This window comes from Pseudoalteromonas sp. BSi20429, assembly GCF_000238895.1.
GTDB classification, from domain to species: Bacteria; Pseudomonadota; Gammaproteobacteria; order Enterobacterales; family Alteromonadaceae; genus Pseudoalteromonas; species Pseudoalteromonas arctica.
The window spans coordinates 16,318-41,935 of sequence record NZ_BADV01000043.1; the positions used below are offsets into that span (position 1 = coordinate 16,318).

General features: G+C 39.7%; 20 protein-coding genes. 14 read left to right on the top strand and 6 right to left on the bottom strand.

Translation table 11 applies throughout. The annotated features are described in order from the left end of the window. The first annotated feature begins 7 nt into the window (after positions 1-7). The 5 genes from P20429_RS10600 (at position 8) to P20429_RS10580 (ending at position 5,213) form a co-directional block, all read left to right on the top strand. Positions 8-592: an RNA polymerase sigma factor gene (locus tag P20429_RS10600; protein WP_007583017.1), complete on the top strand. Its 585-nt coding sequence runs from the start codon at positions 8-10 to the stop codon at positions 590-592. Between the two features lie 2 nt (positions 593-594). Next, positions 595-2,145 carry a LamG-like jellyroll fold domain-containing protein gene (locus P20429_RS10595; RefSeq protein WP_237715156.1) on the top strand — a complete coding sequence of 517 codons (1,551 nt, stop codon included), beginning with the start codon at positions 595-597 and terminating at the stop codon, positions 2,143-2,145. 148 nt (positions 2,146-2,293) lie between these two features. Beyond that, a complete protein-coding gene (locus P20429_RS10590) occupies positions 2,294-4,528 on the top strand; it encodes a beta-galactosidase (protein ID WP_007583021.1) in 2,235 nt (744 codons plus the stop codon). A 143-nt stretch (positions 4,529-4,671) separates the two neighbouring features. Then, positions 4,672-4,869, top strand: a complete 198-nt coding sequence (locus tag P20429_RS10585) for a hypothetical protein (RefSeq protein ID WP_007583024.1) — start codon at positions 4,672-4,674, stop codon at positions 4,867-4,869. A gap of 140 nt (positions 4,870-5,009) precedes the next feature. Further along, the gene (locus tag P20429_RS10580; RefSeq protein WP_007583026.1) at positions 5,010-5,213 is read left to right on the top strand and encodes a hypothetical protein; all 204 of its coding nucleotides are present in this window, start codon (positions 5,010-5,012) and stop codon (positions 5,211-5,213) included. Between the two features lie 91 nt (positions 5,214-5,304). Here P20429_RS10580 and P20429_RS10575 read toward each other — a convergent pair whose 3' ends face one another. Further along, positions 5,305-7,260 (bottom strand): CRTAC1 family protein, encoded by a 1,956-nt coding sequence (locus P20429_RS10575; RefSeq protein ID WP_007583027.1) that lies wholly within the window; start codon positions 7,258-7,260, stop codon positions 5,305-5,307. A 290-nt stretch (positions 7,261-7,550) separates the two neighbouring features. Here P20429_RS10575 and P20429_RS10570 point away from each other — a divergent pair, with 290 nt between their 5' ends. From P20429_RS10570 to aldA, 3 genes are read left to right on the top strand one after another with little or no spacing between them, the layout of a single operon-like run. Further along, positions 7,551-8,573 (top strand): zinc-binding dehydrogenase, encoded by a 1,023-nt coding sequence (locus P20429_RS10570; protein ID WP_007583029.1) that lies wholly within the window; start codon positions 7,551-7,553, stop codon positions 8,571-8,573. Positions 8,574-8,604: 31 nt separating this feature from the next. Further along, positions 8,605-9,369 carry a 2,5-didehydro-3-deoxy-L-galactonate 5-reductase gene (locus tag P20429_RS10565; RefSeq protein ID WP_033012689.1) on the top strand — a complete coding sequence of 255 codons (765 nt, stop codon included), beginning with the start codon at positions 8,605-8,607 and terminating at the stop codon, positions 9,367-9,369. Between the two features lie 4 nt (positions 9,370-9,373). Next, positions 9,374-10,822 (top strand): aldehyde dehydrogenase, encoded by a 1,449-nt coding sequence (gene aldA, locus P20429_RS10560; RefSeq protein WP_007583033.1) that lies wholly within the window; start codon positions 9,374-9,376, stop codon positions 10,820-10,822. A 72-nt stretch (positions 10,823-10,894) separates the two neighbouring features. On the opposite strand, the gene yfaE is transcribed toward aldA, so the two are convergent. The 5 genes from yfaE to ubiG form a co-directional block, all read right to left on the bottom strand. Beyond that, positions 10,895-11,167 (bottom strand): class I ribonucleotide reductase maintenance protein YfaE, encoded by a 273-nt coding sequence (yfaE, locus tag P20429_RS10555; RefSeq protein WP_007583035.1) that lies wholly within the window; start codon positions 11,165-11,167, stop codon positions 10,895-10,897. Further along, a complete protein-coding gene (gene nrdB, locus P20429_RS10550; protein ID WP_007583038.1) occupies positions 11,167-12,297 on the bottom strand; it encodes a class Ia ribonucleoside-diphosphate reductase subunit beta in 1,131 nt (376 codons plus the stop codon). Before nrdB ends, yfaE begins: the two co-directional genes overlap by 1 nt. 65 nt (positions 12,298-12,362) lie before the next feature. Further along, a complete protein-coding gene (gene nrdA / locus P20429_RS10545) occupies positions 12,363-14,645 on the bottom strand; it encodes a class 1a ribonucleoside-diphosphate reductase subunit alpha (protein WP_007583040.1) in 2,283 nt (760 codons plus the stop codon). Positions 14,646-15,720: 1,075 nt separating this feature from the next. Next, positions 15,721-16,401 (bottom strand): HAD family hydrolase, encoded by a 681-nt coding sequence (locus tag P20429_RS10540; RefSeq protein WP_007583042.1) that lies wholly within the window; start codon positions 16,399-16,401, stop codon positions 15,721-15,723. Continuing rightward, a complete protein-coding gene (ubiG, locus tag P20429_RS10535) occupies positions 16,401-17,111 on the bottom strand; it encodes a bifunctional 2-polyprenyl-6-hydroxyphenol methylase/3-demethylubiquinol 3-O-methyltransferase UbiG (protein ID WP_007583044.1) in 711 nt (236 codons plus the stop codon). The genes P20429_RS10540 and ubiG overlap by 1 nt, the downstream gene beginning before the upstream one ends. A gap of 176 nt (positions 17,112-17,287) precedes the next feature. On the opposite strand from ubiG, the gene gyrA reads away from it, so the two are divergent. The 6 genes from gyrA to ihfB all read left to right on the top strand — a co-directional run bounded on the left by gyrA (position 17,288) and on the right by ihfB (position 25,603). Further along, complete coding sequence (gene gyrA / locus P20429_RS10530; protein ID WP_007583046.1) at positions 17,288-19,987, top strand: DNA topoisomerase (ATP-hydrolyzing) subunit A; 2,700 nt, start codon at positions 17,288-17,290, stop codon at positions 19,985-19,987. Between the two features lie 321 nt (positions 19,988-20,308). Next, positions 20,309-21,391 carry a 3-phosphoserine/phosphohydroxythreonine transaminase gene (serC, locus tag P20429_RS10525; RefSeq protein WP_010552860.1) on the top strand — a complete coding sequence of 361 codons (1,083 nt, stop codon included), beginning with the start codon at positions 20,309-20,311 and terminating at the stop codon, positions 21,389-21,391. Next, positions 21,391-22,668, top strand: a complete 1,278-nt coding sequence (aroA, locus tag P20429_RS10520) for a 3-phosphoshikimate 1-carboxyvinyltransferase (protein WP_007583050.1) — start codon at positions 21,391-21,393, stop codon at positions 22,666-22,668. Before serC ends, aroA begins: the two co-directional genes overlap by 1 nt. A 106-nt stretch (positions 22,669-22,774) precedes the next feature. Beyond that, positions 22,775-23,485, top strand: coding sequence for a (d)CMP kinase (gene cmk / locus P20429_RS10515; RefSeq protein WP_007583052.1), 711 nt, complete (start codon positions 22,775-22,777; stop codon positions 23,483-23,485). Between the two features lie 95 nt (positions 23,486-23,580). Continuing rightward, on the top strand, positions 23,581-25,248 hold the full coding sequence (rpsA, locus tag P20429_RS10510) for a 30S ribosomal protein S1 (RefSeq protein ID WP_002961176.1): 1,668 nt from the start codon (positions 23,581-23,583) through the stop codon (positions 25,246-25,248). Positions 25,249-25,315: 67 nt separating this feature from the next. Continuing rightward, positions 25,316-25,603 carry an integration host factor subunit beta gene (gene ihfB, locus P20429_RS10505; protein WP_007583054.1) on the top strand — a complete coding sequence of 96 codons (288 nt, stop codon included), beginning with the start codon at positions 25,316-25,318 and terminating at the stop codon, positions 25,601-25,603. The last annotated feature ends 15 nt before the right edge of the window (positions 25,604-25,618 follow it).

The window sequence follows — 25,618 nt, forward strand, 5'->3', positions numbered from 1 at the left end:
CTCTGATTTGAAAGAAAATATAATATCGTTAGATGGTAAAAGTGATGGTTCTATAATTGACGATATATTACAAGGCAATGTTGCTGCATATTCTCTGTTAGTTGAGCGTTATCAGTCTGCTGTGAGGGCCTTTTTAGTTATTCGACTAAATACCCCTCACGAAGCAGAAGATTTAGCACAAGAGACCTTTATTATTGCTTTTAAAAAAATCGCTGAGTTTAACAGTGAAAGTTCCTTTTTAGCTTGGTTGAGGGGGATTGCTGCTTATTTATTAAAAAACCATCAACGTAAACACCGAGCTGTGGCATTAGGCAGCGCTGATGAGTTAGAGCACTTAATAAATCAACACATTGATGAAAATATCCATGAAGGGGTCGAGCTTGATATGTTTGATAATTTAACTATTTGCCTTGAAAAATTAAGCGAGAAAATGCGCAATTTATTAACTGAACATTACACATTAGGCGTTTCATTGGCTGAGCTATGTCGAAAATATGAAGATAAACATTCTACTATGACTATGCGCTTATTTAGAATTCGTCAATCATTGAAAACATGTATTGATAAAAGAATACAGCAGCAGCAACGATGAGCATGACTGAACAAATGACGAAGCACCAACAACAGCTATTAGCCGCGTATTTGGCTGGCGAAGATGTTGCCGACGAATTGCTTGAAGCCTGTCAGTATGATGTTAATTTACTTGCACAAGTGAGTAAATATGTGACGAGTGAACGTTTATTAAAAGCACATCATCAATCGGATACGCGACCAGACAATTTTACCCGCAGTGTAATGGCAAAACTAAGCGAGCAACAAAAAACGATTCGGCCGAAAAGTACAATGAGCTGGTTTTCAAGCCCGTATGCGCTTGCTGCAAGTATTATGCTTTTTGTCAGCGTTATATTTTTGGCAGAGCACTTGGACTACACAAATAAGTTTGCTGAAGTCACAAAAATGACTGCTTCGCATAACGCTAATTTTTCTGTTGGCAGTCAATTAGGTCAAGGAGATATTATTCTTGAGCATGGTTACAGTGAAATTTTACTCGAAAATGGCGTGGTACTCGTTTTAGAAGCGCCGGTTAAAGTGAATTTGCAATCCAGAGATAAAGTAACGCTTCATCATGGTAAGTTAGTGGCCCGAGTACCACAAAATGCAATTGGCTTTAGAGTTGATACCCCAAGTTCAGAGATAATAGATTTAGGCACAGAATTTGGCGTCGAAGTGTCTAATAGCGGTGAATCTCAAGTACATGTGCTCAATGGTGAAATAAAAGCGCGTGGCAATAAAACGCAGTCTTATCAACATGTGAAAAAAGATCAGGCATTAGCGTTTGATTTAAATCATCAAATTACCAGCTTTGTTAGCGTACCTTCTGATTTTATGCGTGTATTACCTGGAGACTCAATAGAAGAGCCTCACTTATTACATTGGTCATTTGATGATAAGCAGCAACATAATTATCTCTCCAGCGGCCGTGGTATTGATGGTCAGCAGTATGTAGCCAAAGATAAATCTCCCATTGATGAACAGTTAACAGAGGTAGCGGGTGTATATGATAAGGCAATTAGCTTTAATGGTGAAAATAATTGGTTAGAAACACAGTACCCAGGTGTTGGCAGTGATAACCCCAGAACGGTCGCCTTTTGGCTCAAAGTACCTAGTGATTTTTTACCGGAAAATGCATACGGCATTGTGAGCTGGGGATTACAGCAAGATTATTCAGCGTGGCAAATTTCCCCTAATCCAGAGTCAATTGACGGGCCTTTAGGTAGGATCAGAATAGGGACCTATAATGCTCAAATTGTGGGTAATACCGATCTGCGAGATGATGAGTGGCACCATATTGCAGTGGTTTTATACGGTGGACTAAAGAGTAACTTAGCGACACATGTTTTGCTATATGTTGATGGTAAGCTTGAAAAAACGCAGAAAAAGTCAATCGCTAAAGTCGCAACAAATTTACAGCACCCAGCCTCTCGGCCACTGACGATAGGAAAAAATATTGGTTACATAGAAGGCGCAACACATGAGAAGCAAATGTTCTTTAAAGGCGGACTCGATGAGCTTTATGTAGTAGAAGCGGCGTTGAATCAACAGCAAATAATTCAACTAATGACTCATAACCAGTTAAATGAATAAAAATATGTGTCAGAGTGCGTTTTCATAACATTACCTATTACTCGTTAAAGTATAAGGTAATAAAATGAATAAAATAATTAGATGCTTATCTATCTTTGTATACTCAACGTTAGTTTTAAGCGGTGAAGGTGTTGCAAGGGAATTTGACTTGCAACACGATAACAAGACTATTTTAATTGACGATTTTGAGCACGCTAGTAACAGTTATAAACTAACAAATAAAAATATAAAAACGACACAAGTAATTAAAAATAAAAATAAAGCATTAGAGCTTTCGTTTTCCACTAAGCATAAATTCTCTGGGATCACACTCAAACCGAATAAGTTATGGGATCTGAGTGTTTTGGGCAATAGCGCTTTATTTTTCGATGTTTCAAACGTAAGCGACTTTCCAGTGATGCTCAGTGTGAATATCACAGGTAAAGATAAACAAGTCCAAAGACGTACAATTGGGCTAACAACTAACGAGCACGCTACATTATATTTTGAGCTCAACTCCCAGACTTTAAATGTTGATACAGGACTCAGAGACACTCCTGCTAGCTTTAAAACAGCCGCACGAAAAATGATCTTGAGAGGCGCTAAACTCAATGTAGATTTTAGCCAAGTTGAAAGTATCGCTATCTATACAGAAACTCAAATAAATCCAACGGCTGTAACCGTCGATAATTTACGATTCGAAACGATACCCGATGCAAAACCAGATTTTTTAACAAACATAGTCGATAAATTTGGTCAATCTACACAGGTCAACTACCCGTTAAAGGTCAGCTCTGAACAACAACTAAGAGCAATCGCAAATAAAGAGTTAAATGATTTGTCGAAAGTAACCCCGCGGGCGGATAGAAGTAAGTTTGGCGGTTGGAAGCAAGGGCCTAAGTTAAAGGCAACAGGTTTTTTTCGTACGGAAAAAGTAAATGGCAAATGGGCGTTAGTTGACCCCGAAGGTTATTTGTTTTTTTCCTCAGGTATTGCCAACGCGCGAATGGCTAACACAACAACATTTACAGGTGTAGATTATCGCGATGATGCGGTCAGAGCGCGTGACCCTGATGATGTAACGCCAGAAGATTCAAAGGGCTTAAATAGTAATTTAGCTAAATATCAAAAATCAGCCTACATCGCTTATCCAGACCGAAGAGCCATGTTTAATTGGCTACCACAGTATAATGATAAGTTGGCAAATCACTATAGTTACAAGCGCTCATCTCATCTTGGACCAATCCAACATGGGGAAGTTTTTAGCTTTTACCAAGCAAATTTAGAACGTCGTTATGCTCAGCAATACCCAGATTCTTATATTGATAAATGGCGCGAAGTAACCTTAAAAAGAATGCAAGATTGGGGCTTTACTTCATTTGGGAATTGGACCGATGCTAGTTTTTATAATAATCAACAAGTTCCCTATTTTGCGAATGGGTGGATCATCGGCGACTTTAAAAGGTTGAGTTCTGGTTTTGATTATTGGGGAGCCATGCCTGACCCTTTCGATCCTGAATTTGTTAAAAGAGCGAACATAACCACTCAAGTTATTGCCCAAGAAGTACAAAATAACCCTTGGTGTATTGGGGTGTTTATTGATAACGAAATGAGCTGGGGAGGAGAGGGCTCAACAACCTTACGTTATGGCATTGTACTTGATGCACTATCTAAAACGACTGCGAATAGCCCGACCAAATCAGTGTTCAGTGATATGTTAAAACAAAAGTATAAAACCATTAGCCAGCTAAATAAGGCATGGAATAGAAATATTAAGTCATGGGAAGTATTTAATAATACTGGCGTTAACTATAAAAAAGACAGTAATTTTAATAACGCTATGATTGCCGATTTGTCGTGGTTGTTAACTCGTTTCTCCGATGAATATTTTAAGGTTGTAAATCATTCTTTAAAATCAGTATTGCCTGACCATTTATATATGGGCGCGAGGTTTACTTCTTGGGGGACATCGCCAGAAGCTCGCTGGTCTGCTGAGAAGTATGCCGATGTGATCAGTTATAATTATTATCGTGAAGGACTAGACCCGATGACATGGGATATGTTGAAAGAACTAGATATGCCTACGATTATTGGGGAATTTCACATTGGTTCAGGTGATACTGGTCAACCGAATCCAGGCATTATCCATGCTGCTAATCAACGCGATCGTGCTGATATGTACAAAACCTATATGAAAACGGTTATTGATAATCCGTATTTAATTGGTGCTCACTGGTTCCAATATATTGATTCGCCAATTACCGGTCGGGCGTATGATGGCGAAAATTATAATGTTGGATTTGTAACAACAACAGACATTCCCTACCCAGAGTTAGTTGAAGCGGCTAAACAAGTTCATAAATCTTTGTATCAGCAGCGTTATGGTGATGTGGAAATTAAATAAACTCATTTAACTGCCCTCATCGATGACTTTAATTGGCATTGTTGTTGGTATTCTTTTGATGATAACTCGGTGTGTTTTTTAAATACCGTTGAAAAGTACGCTGAGTTATTAAACCCTACCGCATAGGCTTCAAGGTAATCACGATGAATATCATCGCTACTCAGCGAGAGTTTGATAACTTTTGTTTTCGTGATGGCGCGCGTGGTTATTTTTCATATGGTAAAGCAGAACAACAGGCTTACCCTTCTCAAAAGATGGAGCGAGACTTTAAACACTATGCTGAACACGAAGGGTACTTAGTGGATACACTTGCGACTCAAGCCAGTCATTTTACTGATTAATCAGTCGCCAAATAAACAACCTTTCTTTGCTGTATTATCGCTTTCAGCGGTTCATAGGCCGAGTAAGCAACGGATGCTGCTTAAGCTCAGTTTGCATATTTTATAGGCGAGGGGGAATATTAGCTGCGACGAATTTTGCTATGGATCGCCCGATTGTTGTCGTATTAGATAAGCTTAACGCACTTAAAGTTAGTGATAACACTCTAGGACATATCTTGGTTGATACATTACCTGCTGAACAAGCGAAATTAGCAAAGCTTTGGAATGAGTGGAATAAACACAATACGAATAATGTATTGCAGCAACCATGGGAATACAAAGTACAGATAGATAAGTTTTTTTGAGCAGTTAAATAAGCAGAATATTGAATTGGTAAAACAAGCCCCCTGTCGTTATTCGCTTAATTAAGGGGGCCATGAGAGTCGCGTCTATAGATCAGTTATTTAAGTTACCAATACTTATTAATTGATCTGCAGGTTGTTTATTTAAAAGCTCAGAGCTGCCATCTCGCCATGTAACGATAACTGATGAGATTGAATCTGCTTGTGCTAATCCAAAATGTACAATATTAAGTAAGCTTTGCGAGTGAGTAGCACTTTGTGAGCCAATAACTTGATATTGGTTCGCAGTTGCTGTTTTAATTTGTACTTTTGCACCATACGGATCAACCCCACTTTTTGAGTATCCAACTCTAATAAGGGTGAAGTGGGCGTGACTTAACTCAGTGGTATTTTTATATAAATGCCATTGGCCGTTATCTTCATCTCCGCTTAGTAGGTCGAGTTTTCCATCTAGGTTAAAGTCAAATGCGGCTCCCATATCGCCGTGTGAGTCTAAGCCACGTTCGGTATCAGCGTTGTGAGTGATTGTTGCTTTAAATTTGTAATCACCTTGGTTAATGAGTAAAACATCAGCAACTCGCTCTTTTAGTTCGCCAAAGCGATAGACCATAAAGTCTATTTTTGTGTCGTTATTAAAATCGCCGGGTACAACTCCCCAGTTATTACTGTTTGTTAATGCTGATAATTTAGATGAAATATCAACCAGCTTACCATTATCGTTACGTAGTAATACATCAGGAAGGGCGAGATTTTGTGGTTGCCAATCGCTTTGATAGTTTTTTACATTTTTGAATGATGCGCGTACATCCCATGCAAGGTTGTCGGTAAGTACCCATTCCACTCGCCATTTATTATTCCCTAAATACCCAATGTACCAGCCGGTTTTATCAAGCTTAGTTGGAAACCCTTGCGCTTTTTTCTGGCTAATGGTGGTGTTTTTACTAGGTGTATTTATTAGTTCTTTTTTCTCACCTATGTATACATCCATATGGCTTAATAGCTTGGCACGCGGGAAGTGATAAAAGTCACTTAGTATAAGACTTCCTGAGTTTGTGTTGTCGGTAATGAGTGTTATGCCATCGTGGCTTTTATTACCTTCATCACGCAGGTCTAGCCGTTTGCTGCCTTTATTAAACGATAGACTGTTATTAGCGATAGCGTAGCTTAGCTTTCCGCGAGCAAGGTAGTAGTCCATATCGCCGTCGTTATCTATATCAGCTTGTGCAACTGCGAGCGTGCCTTTGTAGGCTTCACTATTTGCACCTAATAGATCTTTAGTAACATTGGTAAAGGTAAAGTCGTTATTACCTTGATAAATAGTTAAATCGTTGTATCCATCAAAAGCAAAAATATCGAGTATGTCATCGTTATTGTAATCGGTTAATAATACACGCTCGGCTTTTATATTTTCAAAAGTAGCTGATGGGTGATAAGTAAACTTTCCATTACCGAGATTTTCAAAAATGATATTGCGTGGTGAGTTTTCGTGAATTAATTTTTCGGCGTTTACTTGTATAAAATCAAGATCACCATCGGTATCTACATCAACCCAGCGCACAGAGCGCCCGCGAGCCCCCATTTTAGATAAGCCAGCTTCAACAGTTTTATCTTCAAATTTACCATTATTGTTCTTAAGTAGTCGCTGGGGTTGAGGTGTGGTGCCATTTCCACCGCCTAGTGCAATAAGTACATCGAGATCGCCATCGTTGTCGTAATCACCGGCCGACATACCGTGTAGATCTGCTCGTGGAAAAATATCGTTTTGTAGTGTGTATGTGCCATCTCCATTTGCCATAAATAAACGAATAGGGGTGGTGTCGTGATTTGTTAGCAGCAGATCATAATGACCATCACTGTTTATATCGGCAATGGTAGGGCCGCCATACTTCCAGTTTTTTTGTGTTATTAAGCCTGCTTGTTCAGACACATCAGAAAATACAACGTTATTACTTGTTTGGCTACTGGGCGTTTGTGTGTTTTGGCTGCATCCCGCTAAGCTTATAGCGCTAATTATCAGTAAGCTAAGAATTGATTTTTTGTTTTTAATCACTATAGTCCCTCTTTATATTGTGTTAATTGTTGACAATATAGGTTGAAAGTAAAACATACAAGTAAATTTTATTACTCAAGCCTTAATGTTTTTAACAGGCCCGCTTTACTGCTCTGAAGTTATATTAAATATTAAGAGTGGCTTTACAAACAACATACCTAGGTGTAAATTGTTAACAATAAACCATATTAAGGTGTAATAGTTCACTTTGATATTCCTCGTATCGGCATTGTTTTAATGATGCATTACTTGGTTACTATTTAATTAAACATTCTTGAAGGTATAAAAATATGCAAGCTGCACAATATATAGGTAACAAGTCATTTAACATTGTTGAAGGCACATCTATTAAACCTAAAGCGGGTGAGATTAGATTGAGTGTTGGATACGTTGGGATTTGCGGTACTGATATGCACATATACCATGGTGTGATGGATCAACGAGTATCTATTCCGCAAACAATTGGCCATGAAATATCAGGTGTTGTTGCAGAAATAGGTGAAGGCGTTGAAGGCTTTGCTGTAGGGGAAAACGTGGTAGTACGCCCATTAGATTGGTGTGGCGATTGTCCTACGTGTAATGCAGGGCATACGCATATTTGTCAAAACTTAAAGTTTATGGGAATAGATACACCAGGTGCTTTTCAGTCAAGCTGGACAGTTAAAGCGCGTACTTTGCATAAATTACCAGCAGGCGTTGATTTAAAACAAGGCGCATTAATAGAGCCTTTATCGGTTGCGTGCCATGATGTACGACGCTCGCGCTTACAAGCGGGTGAGAAAGTGGTTGTACTTGGTGGCGGGCCAATTGGGCAATTAGTTGCTGCGGTTGCTAAAAGTGTTGGTGCAGAAGTACTCGTGTCTGAACCTAACGAAAGCCGCCGTGCTTTTGCCGATGAGCTAGGTGTTAAATCGGTTAATCCCATTGAAGAAGATTTAGCTGCCTATGTAGATAGTTGGACACAAACAAAAGGTGCAGATGTTGTATTTGAAGTATCAGGCGTAAAACCCGCAATAGAGGCTATGACCGAAATAGCAGGGCGTCGGGGTCGTATAGTAATGGTGGCTATTCACAGTGTTAAACCTGAAATCGATTTATTTCAATTCTTTTGGAAAGAGTTGGAGTTATTAGGTGCACGTGTATACGAAGCGGCCGATTTTGATTTGGCTATCGAATTAATTTCATCGGGCCAAATAGATCTTAAACCTTTCATTAGTTCGGTTAGTTCGTTAACTGATATTGGTAGTGCATTTGCGAGTATGGATGGAAATCCAGAAGGCATGAAAGCGCTTGTTGAATGTAATCCACAATAATAAAAATTATAAAGGTATGAAAATGAATCAGATGCTAGAAAAATTTAGCTTAGAAGGCAAAGTAGCCCTAGTTACAGGTTGTAAGCGCGGTATTGGTAAAGGTATTGCACTAGGTTTAGCGCAGGCTGGCGCTGATATTATTGGTGTATCTGCAAGCTTAGAGCTTGAAGGCTCAGAAGTAGAAAAAGAAGTTAAAGCCCTTGGCCGAAACTTTAAAGCCTACCAATGTGATTTTGGTGATCGTGATGCGCTTTATTCTTTTATTAATGATGTAAAAAGTGATTTTTCAAAAATTGATATTTTAGTTAATAATGCAGGTACAATCCTACGTGCTCCTGCGGCTGAGCATGGTGATGATTTATGGGATAAAGTGATTGAAGTTAACTTAAATGCTCAATTTATTTTAAGCCGCGAAATAGGCAAACAAATGATAGAACATGGCGAGGGTAAAGTTATTTTTACAGCTTCTTTGCTTACCTTTCAAGGTGGTATTACAGTACCAGGTTACGCAGCTAGTAAAGGTGCTATTGGGCAATTGGTTATGGCGCTTTCAAATGAATGGGCTGGCAAAGGCATTAATGTAAATGCCATTGCGCCAGGTTACATTGATACCGATAACACTGAAGCATTACGCAATGACAAAGAGCGTAATGCAGCCATCTTAGCGCGCATTCCACAAGGTCGATGGGGAAATCCTGAAGACTTTAAAGGGCCCGCAGTGTTCTTGGCTTCTGAGGCTGCTAGTTATGTAAACGGCGCTATTTTATTGGTTGATGGCGGATGGATGGGGAGATAGTACAATGAACTTTCATAATAATGTGAATTTTATAAATGGTGAATATGTCGCTTCTAAAGTAAGTGGCACCATTGAAATATTAAGCCCATCTACGGGTAAAAAAATTGGTGAAATACCAAAAGGCTGTATAGAAGATGCGCAGTATGCACTTGAGTCAGCGAATGTAGGCCAGAAAAAGTGGGCTAAATTGACAGCTCGCACACGTCAAAATATATTGCGCGTGTTTGCTAATAAAATTCGTGAAAATAAAGATATTCTTGCACCAATGCTTGTTGCAGAGCAAGGTAAATTGCTATCAGTTGCACAAATGGAAGTCGACGTAACAGCGACTTTTATTGACTATGCATGCGACCATGCACTTACTATTGAAGGCGATATTTTACCTTCAGATAACGAAGATGAAAAAATATACATTCATAAAGTGCCACGTGGCGTAGTTGTTGGTATTACTGCGTGGAATTTTCCGCTGGCATTGGCTGGTCGTAAAATTGGACCTGCGTTGATTACAGGTAACTCTATTGTATTAAAACCTACTCAAGAAACACCTTTAGCAACCACCGAGCTGGGTCGTTTAGCAAACGAAGCGGGGATTCCTGCTGGCGTGCTAAACGTTATTAATGGATCAGGTTCTGTTGTTGGCCAAGCATTGTGTGAAAGCCCAATTACTAAAATGATCACCATGACAGGCTCTACTGCTGCAGGTAAGCAAATTTATAAAACTAGCGCAGAATATATGACGCCTGTAATGCTTGAACTTGGCGGTAAAGCCCCGATGGTTGTTATGGCAGATGCCGACCTTGATGAGGCTGTTGAAGGTGCGCTTTGGGGTCGCTTTGCTAACTGCGGGCAAGTATGCACCTGTGTTGAGCGTTTATATGTTCAAGAGTCTGTGTACGATGCGTTTATGGCTAAATTTTTACCAGCTGTAAAAGCACTTCGTGTTGGGGATCCTATGAACCCAGATACACAAATGGGTCCTAAATGTAATCAACGTGAAATAGACAACATTGATCACATAGTTCAACAAAGTATTCAACAAGGCGCTTCTGTCGCCACTGGTGGTAAAGTTGCTTCTGTTGAGGGTTTCGAAGGTGGTTGTTGGTACGAACCAACGTTACTTGTAGACGTTAAGCAAGATAACATTGCAGTACACGAAGAAACTTTTGGGCCAGTACTCCCAATTGTCAAAGTTAAAGATATGGATCAAGCGATTAAATACTGTAACGACAGTATTTATGGCTTAAGCGCTTATATATTTACGCAAAACTTTTCAGATATTAATAAAGCAATTAACGAGTTAGAAGTGGGTGAAGTTTATATTAACCGTGGTATGGGTGAGCAGCATCAAGGTTTTCATAATGGCTGGAAACAGAGCGGCTTTGGCGGCGAAGATGGTAAATTTGGTTTAGAGCAATATCTAGAGAAGAAAACCGTTTATTTGAAAGAAAAATAAAACTTAGCCGTAATGCACCTTAAGAAAAAAGCCAATAACGTTTTCATTATTGGCTTTTTATTTGTCAGAAAATTACTTTAAATTAATACTTACGTTGCCATTGGGTTTACAGCAGCACAGGAGTATTTCGCCTTCGCGCACAAACGCAAGTGGCTCTTCGTTATATTCAACACTACCTGACACTAACGTTGCTCTACAGGCGCCGCAGTAACCTTCGCGGCATTGGAATGCGACGTCTATTTTCATGGATTCTAAGCACTGTAAAAGAGAAGGGCAGCCAGCGGTAAATTCTATACACTGGCTGTTTTCTGCAAGCGTTATGCTTGCAGTAGACTTGTCACTCATTATAAATCAAAATCACCAAATTCTGATGCATCAACTTGAGAGTCTATTTGACCGACAAGGTATGAGCTAATTTCTGCTTCTTGCGGTGCTACTTGCACATTATCAGACACTAACCACGAGTTTATCCATGGGATAGGGTTACTGTTATTTTCAAACTGTGCTGGCAAGCCAATGGCAGTCATACGTGCATTAGTAATGTATTCAACGTACTGACATAAAATATGTTTATTTAAGCCAATCATTGAACCATCTTTAAATAAATACTCAGCCCACTCTTTTTCTTGCTCTGCAGCATCAACAAACATTTTAATCGCTTCGTCGCGGCACTGGGCTGCAACAATCGCCATTTCTGGGTCATCTTTACCGTCTTGCATAATGTTTAAAATATGCTGAGTACCCGAAAGGTGAAGTGCCTCATCGCGCGCAATAAGCTTGATGATTTTAGCGTTACCTTCCATCAATTCACGCTCAGCAAACGCAAACGAACATGCAAAGCTTACGTAAAAGCGAATTGCTTCAAGAATATTTACCGACATCATAGCTAGGTATAGTTTCTTTTTAAGCTCAAACAAATTCACGATAACAGTTTTACCATTAATCTCGTGCTTGCCTTCACCGTATAAATTGTAAAGCGATACAGAGTTGATTAAGTCGTCGTAGTATTTTGTTACGGCATCAGCACGTTCGCTAATTTTATCGTTGCTAACAATGTCATCAAAAATAAGTTCAGGTGCTTGTGTTACGTTACGGATAATATGTGTGTATGAGCGGCTGTGAATCGTTTCACTAAATGCCCACGTTTCTATCCATGTTTCAAGCTCTGGTAGCGATACAATAGGGAGTAGGGCAACGTTTGGCGAACGACCTTGCACACTATCAAGCAAAGTTTGGTATTTTAGGTTACTTAAAAATATATGCTTTTCGTGATCGGGTAACGCTTGAAAGTCTAAACGGTCTTTACTTACATCTACTTCCTCAGGACGCCAAAAGAAAGACAGTTGCTTCTCGATTAATTTTTCAAAAATAGGGTATTTTTGTTGGTCGTAACGAGATACGTTTACAGTTTGGCCAAAAAACATTGGCTCTTGCATTTGGTTATTATGGTTTCGGCTAAAAGTAGTATAAGACATGTTTATCACTCAAAAAACTATCAGAAAAAGCGGGCTAAATGCCCGCTTAAAATAAAAATCAGCAGTTATATTTTACACGCGCCGCCTTCACAATCATCATCTTCCACTTCTGGAGTATCTTCTTGCATATCTGAGGCGCCATCACGAGTATTGTGGTAGTACAAGGTTTTAACACCTAGTTTGTACGCGCTTAGTAAGTCTTTTAATAAGACTTGCATAGGTACTTTACCGCCTTCGAACTTGTTTGGATCATAATTTGTATTTGCAGAAATTGTTTGGTCTACAAATTTTTGCATTATACCAACAAGCTGCAAGTAACCATCGTTTGATGGAATGTCCCACAGTAGCTCGTATTGATCTTTTAAACGCTCATACTCAGGAACAACTTGCTTTAAAATACCGTCTTTACTTGCTTTAACGCTAATATGTCCACGTGGTGGTTCAATACCATTTGTTGCATTAGAGATTTGCGACGATGTTTCTGATGGCATTAACGCACTTAGTGTTGAGTTACGCATACCGTGCTCTTTAATATTTGCACGCAGTGTATCCCAATCAAGATGAAGTGGCTCATCACAAATTTTATCTAAATCACGTTTGTACGTATCTGTTGGCATAATGCCTTGTGAATACGTTGTTTCGTTAAACTTAGGACAGGCACCACGCTCTTTAGCAAGCTCGTTTGATGCTTTCATCAAGTAGTATTGAATCGCTTCAAAGGTTTTATGTGTTAATGCATTTGCGCTGCCATCTGAATAACGCTTACCATTTTTAGCTAGGTAGTATGCATAGTTAATCACGCCTATACCTAACGTTCGACGACCCATAGTTGCATTTTTAGCAGCCGGTACGGGGTAGTCTTGGAAATCAAGTAAGTTATCAAGTGCGCGTACTGCAAGTTCTGCTAGCTCTTCAAGCTCATCAAGTGATTCTATTGCACCTAAGTTAAACGCAGACAGTGTACAAAGGGCAATTTCGCCTTCTTCGTCATTTACGTTATTAAGTGGCTTAGTTGGCAATGCAATTTCTAAACATAAGTTAGATTGGCGAATAGGCGCAACTTTAGCAATGAACGGGCTATGTGTATTACAGTGGTCCACATTTTGTAAATAAATACGACCTGTACTTGCACGCTCTTGCGCAAACATAGAGAAAAGCTCAATGGCTTTAATGCGTTTTTTACGAATAGACTCATCTTGTTCGTATTTTACGTAAAGCGCGTCAAACTCAGCTTGGTCTTCAAAAAATGCATCGTAAAGACCAGGCACATCTGATGGGCTAAATAACGTAATGTAGTCGTCTTTAATTAAACGAGAGTACATTAGTTTATTAAACTGTACGCCGTAATCTAGGTGACGAACGCGGTTATCGTCTACACCACGGTTATTTTTAAGTACAAGTAGGTTCTCTACTTCTAAATGCCAAAGCGGGTAGAACAATGTTGCAGCGCCGCCACGTACACCACCTTGCGAACAACTTTTAACAGCTGTTTGAAAGTGCTTATAAAAAGGAATACAACCTGTGTGGTACGCTTCGCCGTTACGAATATGGCTACCTAGCGCACGAATACGACCAGCATTAATACCAATACCTGCGCGTTGTGAAACGTATTTAACAATAGCAGATGATGTAGCGTTAATTGAATCAAGGCTATCGCCACATTCAATTAATACACACGAGCTAAACTGGCGAGTAGGCGTACGTACACCCGACATAATTGGCGTTGGTAGAGATATTTTAAATAACGATACTGCGTCGTAAAAGCGCTTAATGTAAGAAACGCGTGTTTCACTTGGGTAGTCAGAGAATAAGCTCGCTGCTACTAAAATATATAAAAACTGTGCACTTTCGTAGATTTCACCCGATACACGGTTTTGAACGAGATACTTACCTTCAAGCTGTTTTACAGCCGCGTAGCTAAAGTTAAGATCGCGAGAATGATCAAGATATGCATCAAGCTCGTCTAATTCTTGCTCTGTGTAATCTACTAATAAGTGAGCATCGTAGCGTTTATCGCCAACCATTTTTGTTACGTGGTCAAATAAACGTGGTGGCTCAAATTGACCGTACGCTTTTTTACGTAAATGGAATACAGCTAAACGTGCAGCTAAGTATTGATAATCAGGCGATTCTTTTGAAATCTGATCCGCTGCTGCTTTAATGATGGTTTCGTGAATGTCTTTAGTACGAATACCGTCGTAAAACTGAATGTGCGATTTTAATTCAACTTGCGAAACCGAAACGTTGCTTAAACCTTCGGCGGCCCATTCAATAACGCGATGGATCTTATCCAGATCAAGAGGCTCTTTGCGCCCGTCACGTTTGCTTACAGATAACTGTTGGTTCATTTGCCTGTATTCCTTGGGAATTATGTATTTTGACCAATGCTTTATGCCTCGCCGAAGCAAGGTAGATACTCGTTTTGTATAAAGTTAATTAAATTGGAGAATTTAATTGAATAACATTTGGCCACAATATCTGGTGCTGTTCAATTTAATGATCACAAGATAGTGTGGTCTGAGTTGTTTTGCAAGAGGTAGAATTGTGTCTATTATCTGATAATGAGGAGATATAGCCTTTGTGTTAGTAGACACTCACCTTCGAACAATCATTTAAGATGAAATATGCAAAAATCAACTAATGATCTACTAAATTTACGTATTTTAAAAATAAATTTTGACTGCTTTTTTTATCATCAGGCTTTGCGTGAAAATTGACTCAATCACAATATATAGTGTTTATTAATTAACATAGCACTATATATGGTTGAATCGAATTTTTGTACAGGGTATATGGTTGTAATATATAAGATTGAGGCAAGGTAAGTTTTTCAGATATAGTTATACTGGAATGTAAGATATAAAAATGGGCTAAAAATTAGCCCATTTAAATTTATACTACGAGCAAACTACCCAGTGTAATAATTTTAAAAACAATCATTATTACACTCTCTGAGATTTCTATAGAAATATTGAGTTTCAACTTTAGTTATCCTAAATCTGAGTTAGTCACTTGCCGACAATATAAGAATCAGTTACGCTCAAACTTCCACACTTGGGCGCTTTCCTAAAATTTTAGCAAGTGTCTTTGCTAACATCATATTCAAACCTTGGGTATGATGTTAGCCCCTCCACCTAGTTGAAATATCAATTCCATCAAAGTGTTAATAAAACTTTAATGTGGTCTGAGTTGTTTTGCAAGGGACATAATTGCCCCTGTTTGTGGATAAGTTTAGGATAACGCATTTGTGTTAGTAGAGACTCACCTTCGAACAATCAATTAAGTTGAAATATGCAAAAATCAATTAGTGAACTGCTAAATTTACGCATTTTAAAAATAAATTCTGACTGCTTTTTTTATCAGCAAGCTTTGTGTGAAAGCTAACACAATCACAATATATAGTGTTTAATAATTAACATAGCACTATATATGGTTAAAACCATCAATTGGGCTTAGCCAGTTAAAATTGGCTTCCCAAGCTATCGCTTCATCTTTACTTGGGATGTAACCCCAAAGTGCCGTTGCGGTATGCATACCTGCTGCTTTGCCTGCTTGTATGTCACGCTGTGCATCACCAATGTATAAACAACGGCTTGGTTCTACCTGCATAAGCTTTGCACAATGTAGCAGTGGTAAAGGTGATGGCTTAGCTTCAGCTAATGTGTCGCCACTTATTACTACACTGGCATTTTTTAATGCGGGAATAGCTGCCACTAAAGGATCGGTTAAAAACCCTGGTTTATTAGTCATGATCCCCCATTTGATCTTTTTCTGATCAAGGGCGATAAGTAACGATTCAACTCCGCTGAAGCAACGTGTGTGATTTGCTATGTTTGTGGCGTACTCGTCAACTAATTGCTTTATAAGCTCGCTTTGGGGTTGTTTAGCCCATAATTCTTTAAAACCAGCCTCTAATAATGCGCCTGCGCCGTTAGATGCGGCAGGACGGTATATATCACTACTAACAGGTTCTATTTTATTGCTAATAAGGACTGCGTTTAAAGCGGCACCTAAATCATCAGCGGTGTCGAGTAGGGTGCCGTCTAAATCAAATAAAAATGCATCGTACTCAATAAGGGGTAGGGGGGCTTGAGAGTTAGCCATTAAGCTAACTTCTCAAAATAAAGTATGTAATTTACGCTAACGTCACTATTGAGCGTATATTGCTTTGATAGTGGGTTATAAGAAAGCCCTGTACTTGCACGAACTTTTAAACCGGCTTGCTCTGCCCATGCAATAAGCTGTGCAGGCTTTATAAACTTTTTATGGTCGTGTGTACCTTCAGGCACCATTTTTAAGAGTTTTTCAGCGCCAACAATCGCGTATAAGTATGCTTTAGGTGTTTTGTTCAGGGTTGAAAAAAACACGTCCGCGCCTGGTTTGGCAAGTGCAGCTACAGCATGAATGATAGATGCTGGGTCGGGAACGTGTTCAAGCATTTCCATACACGTTATTACATCAAAGCGCTCAGGGTACTGTGTTGCAAAATCTTCTGCAGGCACTTTTATATAATCTACATTTACGCCAGTTTCTAAACTGTGCAACTTAGCAACAGTTAAAGGCTCTTGCCCCATGTCGATGCCAGTTACTTTTGCGCCCATGCGCGCCATGCTTTGGCTTAAAATACCGCCGCCACAGCCAACGTCGAGTGTTTCTTTATCGAATAAGCCTTGCGTTTTGTTTGCTATAAAGTCTAAACGTAACGGGTTAATTTCGTGAAGAGGTTTGAATTCTCCGTCTAGGTCCCACCAACGCTCAGCGATGGCTTCAAATTTTGCTATTTCTGCGTGATCTACATTTTGATGTTCGGTCATAAAATACTTCCTCGTCAATCTGAGGCCATTATATAGGGCTAAATTGATAAATCGCAAAGTTTTGCGCCTGTAAATTAAAATTAATTGTGATAGCATGGCTGTTAGAAATAATAACAATACTCTTAATACCCAATACCGGGTTGTTGAGAGCTGATACTGAAGGAATGTGATATCAAATGACTGATCTCGCCAATGAAATTCTGCCAGTCAATATTGAAGACGAGTTAAAAAACTCCTACTTAGATTACGCAATGAGCGTAATAGTAGGACGTGCATTACCAGACGTACGTGACGGCTTAAAACCTGTTCATCGCCGCGTTTTGTTTGCAATGAACGAGCTTAGTAATGACTGGAACAAGCCTTACAAAAAATCGGCCCGTGTGGTCGGTGACGTAATCGGTAAATACCACCCACACGGCGACAGTGCAGTTTATGACACGATAGTTCGTATGGCTCAGCCATTCTCACTACGTTATATGCTTGTAGATGGCCAAGGTAACTTCGGTTCGGTTGATGGTGATTCAGCAGCGGCAATGCGTTATACAGAAGTACGTATGGCAAAAATGTCGCATGAGTTATTAGCCGATCTTGAAAAAGAAACGGTTGATTTCGTTCCTAACTACGACGGCACTGAGTTCATCCCTGACGTGTTACCTACGAAAGTCCCTAATTTATTAGTGAATGGTTCGTCGGGTATTGCAGTAGGTATGGCTACAAATATACCACCACATAACTTAACTGAAGTTGTGAACGGTTGTTTGGCACTTATTCAAAATCCTGATTTAACTATTTTAGAGTTAATGGATTATATTCCTGGTCCTGATTTCCCAACGGCTGCAATTATCAACGGTAAAAAAGGCATTGAACAAGCCTATTTAACTGGCCGTGGTAAAGTGTACATGCGTGCACGCGCCGACGTCGAAACCGATGAAAAAACAGGCCGTGAAACAATTATCGTTCACGAAATTCCTTATCAAGTTAATAAAGCCCGTTTAATTGAAAAAATTGCTGAGCTTGTTAAAGATAAGAAAATTGAAGGTATTAGTGCACTACGTGATGAATCAGATAAAGACGGTATGCGTATCGTTATTGAAATTAAACGTGGTGACGTAGGCGAAGTTATTTTAAATAACTTGTATTCACAAACTCAGTTACAAACTGTGTTTGGTATGAATATGGTTGCATTAATTAACAACCAACCTAAGTGTTTTAATCTAAAAGAAATGCTTGAAGAGTTTATTATTCACCGCCGTGAAGTAGTAACTCGTCGTACCGTGTTTGATTTACGCAAAGCGCGTGACCGTGCTCATACGCTTGAAGGTTTAGCAATTGCGCTTGCAAACATTGACCCAATTATCGAGCTTATTCGTAAATCACCTACACCTGCTGAAGCTAAAATTGCTTTAACTGCACGTCCGTGGGAATTAGGTCATGTACAAGGTATGCTTGAAAAAGCAGGCGAAGATAATGTAGCCCGTCCAGATTGGCTTGCTGATGATTTAGGTATTCGCGACGGTCAATACTATATTTCTGAGCAACAAGCTCAAGCAATTCTAGATTTGCGTTTACACAAGCTGACTGGTCTTGAACACGAAAAAATCTTAACTGAATATCAAGCGTTGTTAGAGTTAATTGCTGAGCTACTTTATATTTTGGCAACACCTGAGCGTTTAATGGAAGTTATTCGTGACGAACTAGTTGAAATTAAAGCGCAGTATGGCGACGAACGTCGTACCGAGATTAATGCAGCGGCTCACGATATCAGCCTTGAAGACTTAATTACCGAAGAAAACGTTGTTGTAACGCTTTCTCACGAAGGGTATGTGAAGTATCAGGCATTGTCTGATTACGAAGCACAGCGTCGTGGTGGTAAAGGTAAGTCAGCAACGAAGATGAAAGATGAAGATTTCATTGAACGTCTGTTAGTTGCAAATACACACGATACTATTTTATGTTTCTCTACGGCCGGTCGTTTATATTGGCTTAAAGTGTATCAGTTACCACTAGCAAGTCGTGCAGCGCGCGGTAAGCCAATTGTTAACTTGTTACCACTTGAAGCTGATGAACGTATTACTGCTATATTGCCAGTACGCGAGTACGCAGAAGATAAATATATCTTTATGGCAACTGCATTCGGTACAGTTAAGAAAACACCATTAACGGCTTACAGTCGTCAACGTGCAAGCGGTATTATTGCTGTTAACTTAAATGATGGCGATAGCTTGATTGGTGTTGATATTACCGATGGTAGCAACGAAATTATGTTGTTCACTGATGCAGGTAAAGTTGTACGCTTCAAAGAAGCTGAAGAAACAACAGTTGTTGATGAAAACGGTAACCCAGTATTAGACGAAGAAGGTAACCCTGAGATTCGCTTCAAAGGTGTTCGCCCAATGGGTCGTACTGCTACAGGTGTTCGTGGTATTAAAATGCCAGACGAGCAACGCGTAGTATCGTTAATTGTACCAAAAACTGACGGTGCTATTCTAACGGTAACTGAAAATGGTTACGGTAAGCGTACACAACTTGAAGATTACCCATCTAAGAGTCGTGCAACACAAGGTGTTGTATCAATTAAGGTGAGTGAACGTAACGGTGCTGTTGTTGGTGCTGTGCAAGTTGATGACAACGATGAAATAATGATTATTTCGAATCGTGGTACCTTAGTACGAACTCGCGTTAATGAAGTTTCAACGGTTGGACGTAACACACAAGGTGTTATTTTGATCAGAACTATTGACGGAGAGCAAGTAGTTGGTTTACAACGTATAGAAGAGATTGAAGTTACAGAAAGTGACTTAATTGATATTGAAGACGTTGAAACAGTAGATACGGTTATTGATGAAGTAGCGGATGATAATCCTCCTTCAGAATAATTGATATTGAAAAAGCGGCCTTGGCCGCTTTTTTTAATGTTGTTGAAAAAAATTAATAGGGTGTGAAATTATACTCATACCAATTCGCTTAATTAAGAGATCTATTTTGAGGGTGGAAAAACGTGTTGATAGCTAGGCAAAAAATTCGCTATTTAGTTGTTCTAAATGAGAATTTTTTAACGCAAGTAGCGACACGTTTAGCCCCGCAAAATGATTAAGTATTATTGCGGATTGGTATTATTCATTAAATTTTAAAGGTTTAGCGGATTGGTATTAAATGTTCATGCTTAGTAGTTAAATTACTGGAATGAGGCAAAGGTAATGAGTAAATATAATTTTTGTGCGGGGCCAGCTATGCTTCCGCAAGCGGTTATGAAAAAAGCGCAAAAAGAGTTCCTAGATTGGCAAGACCTAGGTGTGTCTGTGATGGAGATTAGCCATCGCAGTAAAGAGTTTTTAGCGCTTACAGCTAAATGTGAAGCTAGCCTTCGTCGCCTAATGAATATTAGTGATGAATTTGAAGTGCTGTTTATGCATGGTGGTGGTCGTGGCCAGTTTAGTGCTGTGCCATTAAACTTACACCAAGAAGGCAAAACAGCGTTTTATTGCGAGAATGGCGTATGGTCGAAAAGCGCCAGAGATGAAGCGAATAAGTTTACTCAAACGTCTTTTACGGATGTCCGTAATGATGCTGATGGTGAGTTTTCAATTAAAGACGTTGCTGACTGGGAATTACCAGAAGACGCTGCGTACATCCACTATTGCCCTAATGAAACTGTCGATGGCTTAGAGATTTTTGATGTACCAAGCCACCCAACAGCTCCGATTATTGCTGATATGTCTTCAACTATTTTATCGCGTGAGATAGACGTTAATAAATTTGATTTGATTTATGCTGGTGCGCAAAAAAATATCGGTCCATCGGGCATATCAATTGTTATTGTTCGTAAAACATTACTTGAGCGCGAAGGTTTGCCAAAGCCTGGTATTTTAGATTACGCACTTGAAGCAAAGCAGGGCAGTATGTTTAATACCCCACCTACCTTTGCTTGGTATTTAGCGGCTGAAGTATTTGAATGGCTTGAAAGCAATGGTGGTGTAAAAGCCATGGAAGCACAAAATATTGCTAAAGCAAATTTACTGTATGATTTTATCGATAACTCAGATTTTTATTCAAATATAGTCGCTAAACATTGCCGCTCACGCATGAATGTTCCATTTTGGTTAAACGATGAAAGCTTAAATAGCAAATTTGTTGCTCAATCAAACGAGGCCGGTTTACTTGCACTTGAAGGTCACAGAATTGTGGGCGGTATGCGCGCAAGTATTTATAACGCTATGCCTCTTGAAGGTGTTCAAGCACTTGTAGATTTTATGGCTGCATTTGCAAAGGAGCACAGCTAATGGAGCAGCTCCGTTTAGAACCTATTTCTAAAGTAAATGGTACGGTAACCCTACCAGGTTCAAAGAGTCTATCGAACAGAATTTTATTATTAGCAGCACTGGCAAACGGTACCACCGTTGTAGAAAACTTACTTGATAGTGACGATATACGCCATATGCTGGGTGCTTTAAAGTTATTAGGTGTAAATGTAACTTTAAATGATGAACACACTGTAGCGACCGTAGAGGGAGTTGGTGGTGTGTTTAATACACCTACTGAGCCCTTGTTTTTAGGTAATGCAGGTACTGCTTACAGACCTTTAACGGCTGTACTTGCTGCCGTTAAAGGTGAGTATGAGCTAATAGGCGAACCACGTATGGAAGAGCGTCCGATAGGGCACTTAGTTGATGCTCTACAAGCGCTTGGTGGTGATGTTACTTATACAAAACACAAAGACTATCCACCACTTAAAATTGTAGGTGGTCAAATAAAAGGTGGTGAGGTTGAAATTGACGGTAGTATTTCAAGTCAATTTTTAACGGCTCTATTAATGGCAGCGCCATTATTTAGCGGTGATACAACGATAACTATTAAAGGTACTTTAGTATCTAAACCTTATATTGATATTACGCTTGATGTAATGGCACGTTTTGGTGTTAGTGTTGAACACAGTGATTATGCAACTTTTAAAGTTAAAGGTGGTCAACAGTATCAATCACTCGAACGAATTATGGTTGAAGGCGATGCATCTTCTGCTTCTTACTTTGTTGCTGCGGCTGCAATTGCTGGCGGCGAGATTGAAATTAAAGGCGTGGGTGCTAAATCAGTTCAAGGTGATATAGGCTTTGCTAAAGTAATGGAGCAAGTAGGCGCAAAAATCGATTGGTATGATGAGCGTTTAGTTGTTCGCAAAGGCGAATTAAAAGGCGTAGATATTGACGCTAATGCAATTCCTGATGCTGCTATGACCCTTGCAACTGTTGCTCTTTTCGCTAAAGGCCCAACTGCCATTCGTAACATTTATAACTGGCGAGTAAAAGAAACAGACCGTTTATATGCGATGGCAACTGAGCTTAGAAAAGTAGGTGCAGAAGTGGTAGAAGGGCATGACTTTATAGAAATTACACCGCCTAAACACTTCAACGATGTAGCAATAGACACTTACGACGATCACCGTATAGCCATGTGTTTTGCAATGGTTGCCGTTGGTGGAAAGCCAATAACGATTAATGATCCAAAGTGTACCTATAAAACATTTCCTACATTTTTCAATGTTTTAGCGTCAGTCAGTGAATAAGCTAATTAGAAGTAATTACAAAAGTTACACACTAATAGCAGATATATTTTAATAACTGACGTATAATGTCGCGGTTTATTTAGGTGTGCATTGCAGGAGGTTTTAAATGCAGGCGTTATTAATGCCCGTGATCACCGTTGATGGCCCAAGTGGTTCAGGTAAAGGAACTGTTTGTCGCTTGTTAGCCGACAAGTTAGGGTGGGATGTATTAGATAGCGGTGCGATTTATCGCGTTTTATCTTTAGCTGCACTTCATCACCAAATTGCATTAGACAATGAAGAAGGGCTTGTCCCTCTTGCTGCAAATTTAGATGTGCAGTTTTTGGTAGATAGCCAAACTAATGCAGGAAAAGTTATTTTAGAAGGCGAAGATGTAACCACTACTATTCGTAATGAAGAAGTAGGCGCTGCAGCATCAAAAGTTGCAGCATTACCTCGCGTTCGTGAAGCGTTATTACGTCGCCAGCGTGCATTTCGCACTGAAAACGGCTTAATTGCCGATGGCCGTGATATGGGCACTGTGGTTTTTCAAGATGCGCCGTTAAAAATATATTTAACAGCAAGTGCAGAAGAGCGTGCTCGTAGACGCTTTGTTGAGTTGAATACGCGCGGTCTTGATGTTACACTAAGTGGTCTATTACAGGACATTCAAGCTCGTGACGAGCGCGATATGAATCGTGCCGTTGCTCCGCTTGTACCTGCAGATGATGCTATTGAGCTTGATACTAGCGAACTCAATGCACAGCAAGTGTTTGATAAGGTAATAACTTTATTGGATATTGCAATCTCTGAAGGTAAGCTTCCTAAACGAAGCTAAACACATTTTATGCGCCAGCAGGATGCCAGTGCTATTTTAACAACCCCATGCAGCATGGTTGCTTATTGGTATTAATATATGAGACGTATATTCGTATGTCAGAAAATTTTGCGCAGTTATTTGAAGAAAGCTTAAAGGGTTTTGAAGCAGAGCAAGGCTCTATCGTTAAAGGTACAGTAATCTCTATCGAGAATAACATTGTACTTGTAGATGCTGGTCTTAAATCAGAAAGTGCTATCCCTGCTGAGCAGTTCAAAAATGCTGCTGGTGAACTTGAAGTTGCTGTAGGCGACGAAGTAGATGTTGCACTAGATGCAATTGAAGACGGTTTCGGTGAAACTATTCTTTCTCGTGAGAAAGCTAAGCGTCACGAAGCATGGATCCGTCTTGAGAAAGCATGTGAAGAGCAAGAGACTGTTACTGGTGTTATCAACGGTAAAGTTAAAGGCGGTTTCACAGTTGAAGTTGATTCAATCCGTGCTTTCCTACCTGGTTCACTTGTTGATGTTCGTCCAGTACGTGACACAACTCACCTTGAAGGCAAAGAGCTTGAATTTAAAGTAATCAAGCTTGACCAAAAACGTAACAACGTTGTTGTTTCACGTCGTGCAGTTATCGAATCTGAAAACTCACAAGAACGTGAAGAGCTTCTTGCTAACCTTGTTGAAGGCCAAGAAGTTAAAGGTATCGTTAAGAACCTTACTGACTACGGTGCATTCGTTGACCTTGGTGGTGTTGATGGTCTACTACACATTACTGATATGGCTTGGAAGCGTGTTAAGCACCCTTCAGAAATCGTTAATGTTGGCGACGAAATCGCAGTTAAAGTTCTAAAATTCGACAAAGATAAAACTCGTGTATCTCTAGGCCTTAAACAGCTTGGTGAAGATCCATGGGCAGCTATCGCTGGTCGTTACCCAGAAGGTTCTAAACTTTCTGGTCGTGTTACTAACCTTACAGATTACGGCTGTTTCGTGGAAATCGAAGAAGGCGTTGAAGGTTTAGTACACGTTTCTGAAATGGATTGGACTAACAAAAACATCCATCCTTCAAAAGTTGTTAGCTTAGGCGACACTGTTGAAGTTATGGTTTTAGAAATTGACGAAGAACGTCGTCGTATTTCTCTTGGTCTTAAGCAATGTATTGCTAATCCTTGGCAGGAATTTGCTCGTCTACAAAACAAAGGCGATCAAGTTACTGGTAAGATCAAATCAATCACTGACTTCGGTATCTTTATCGGTCTTGACGGTGGTATTGACGGTCTTGTACACCTTTCAGACATTTCTTGGAATACACCTGGCGAAGAAGCTGTACGTGAATTCAAGAAAGGCGACGAAATCACTGCTATCGTATTGCAAGTTGACCCAGAGCGCGAACGTATCTCTCTAGGTGTTAAGCAAATCGAAGCTGACCCATTCAATAACTACCTTGATGCAAACAAAAAAGGTGCTATTGTTAAAGGTAAAGTGACTGAAGTTGATGCGAAAGGCGCAACTGTTGAACTTATCGAAGGCGTTGAAGGTTACATCCGTGTAGCTGATATCGCTCAAGAACGCGTTGAAGATGCAACTACTGTTGTTTCTGTAGGCGACGAGATTGAAGTTAAATACGTTGGTGTTGATCGTAAGAACCGCACTTTAAGCTTATCTGTAAAAGCTCTTTTCGAAGCAGAAGAGAAAGAAGTACTAGAGAAGCTTAAGAAAGAAGAGCCAGTGTTTGAAAACGCAATGGCAGCTGCTTTCGCAAATGCACAAAAAGACTAATATATAATTAGTTTTTAGTTGGAAGGGCATTTTTTGCCCTTCCTATATCTCTTTTTAAGGAAACGCTATGACTAAGTCAGAACTGATAGAAACACTTGCGGAACAACACGCACACGTTCCAGTGAAAGATGTTGAGAATGCTGTAAAAGAAATTCTTGAACAAATGGCCGGCTCATTATCTACTTCAGATCGTATTGAGATCAGAGGTTTTGGTAGTTTCTCTTTGCATTTCCGCGCTCCTCGCACAGGTCGTAATCCTAAGACTGGCGATACAGTTGAGCTTGAAGGAAAGCATGTACCTCATTTTAAACCAGGCAAAGAATTACGCGACCGCGTAAATGAAAGCATTGCCTAGTTAACTTAGTGGAGT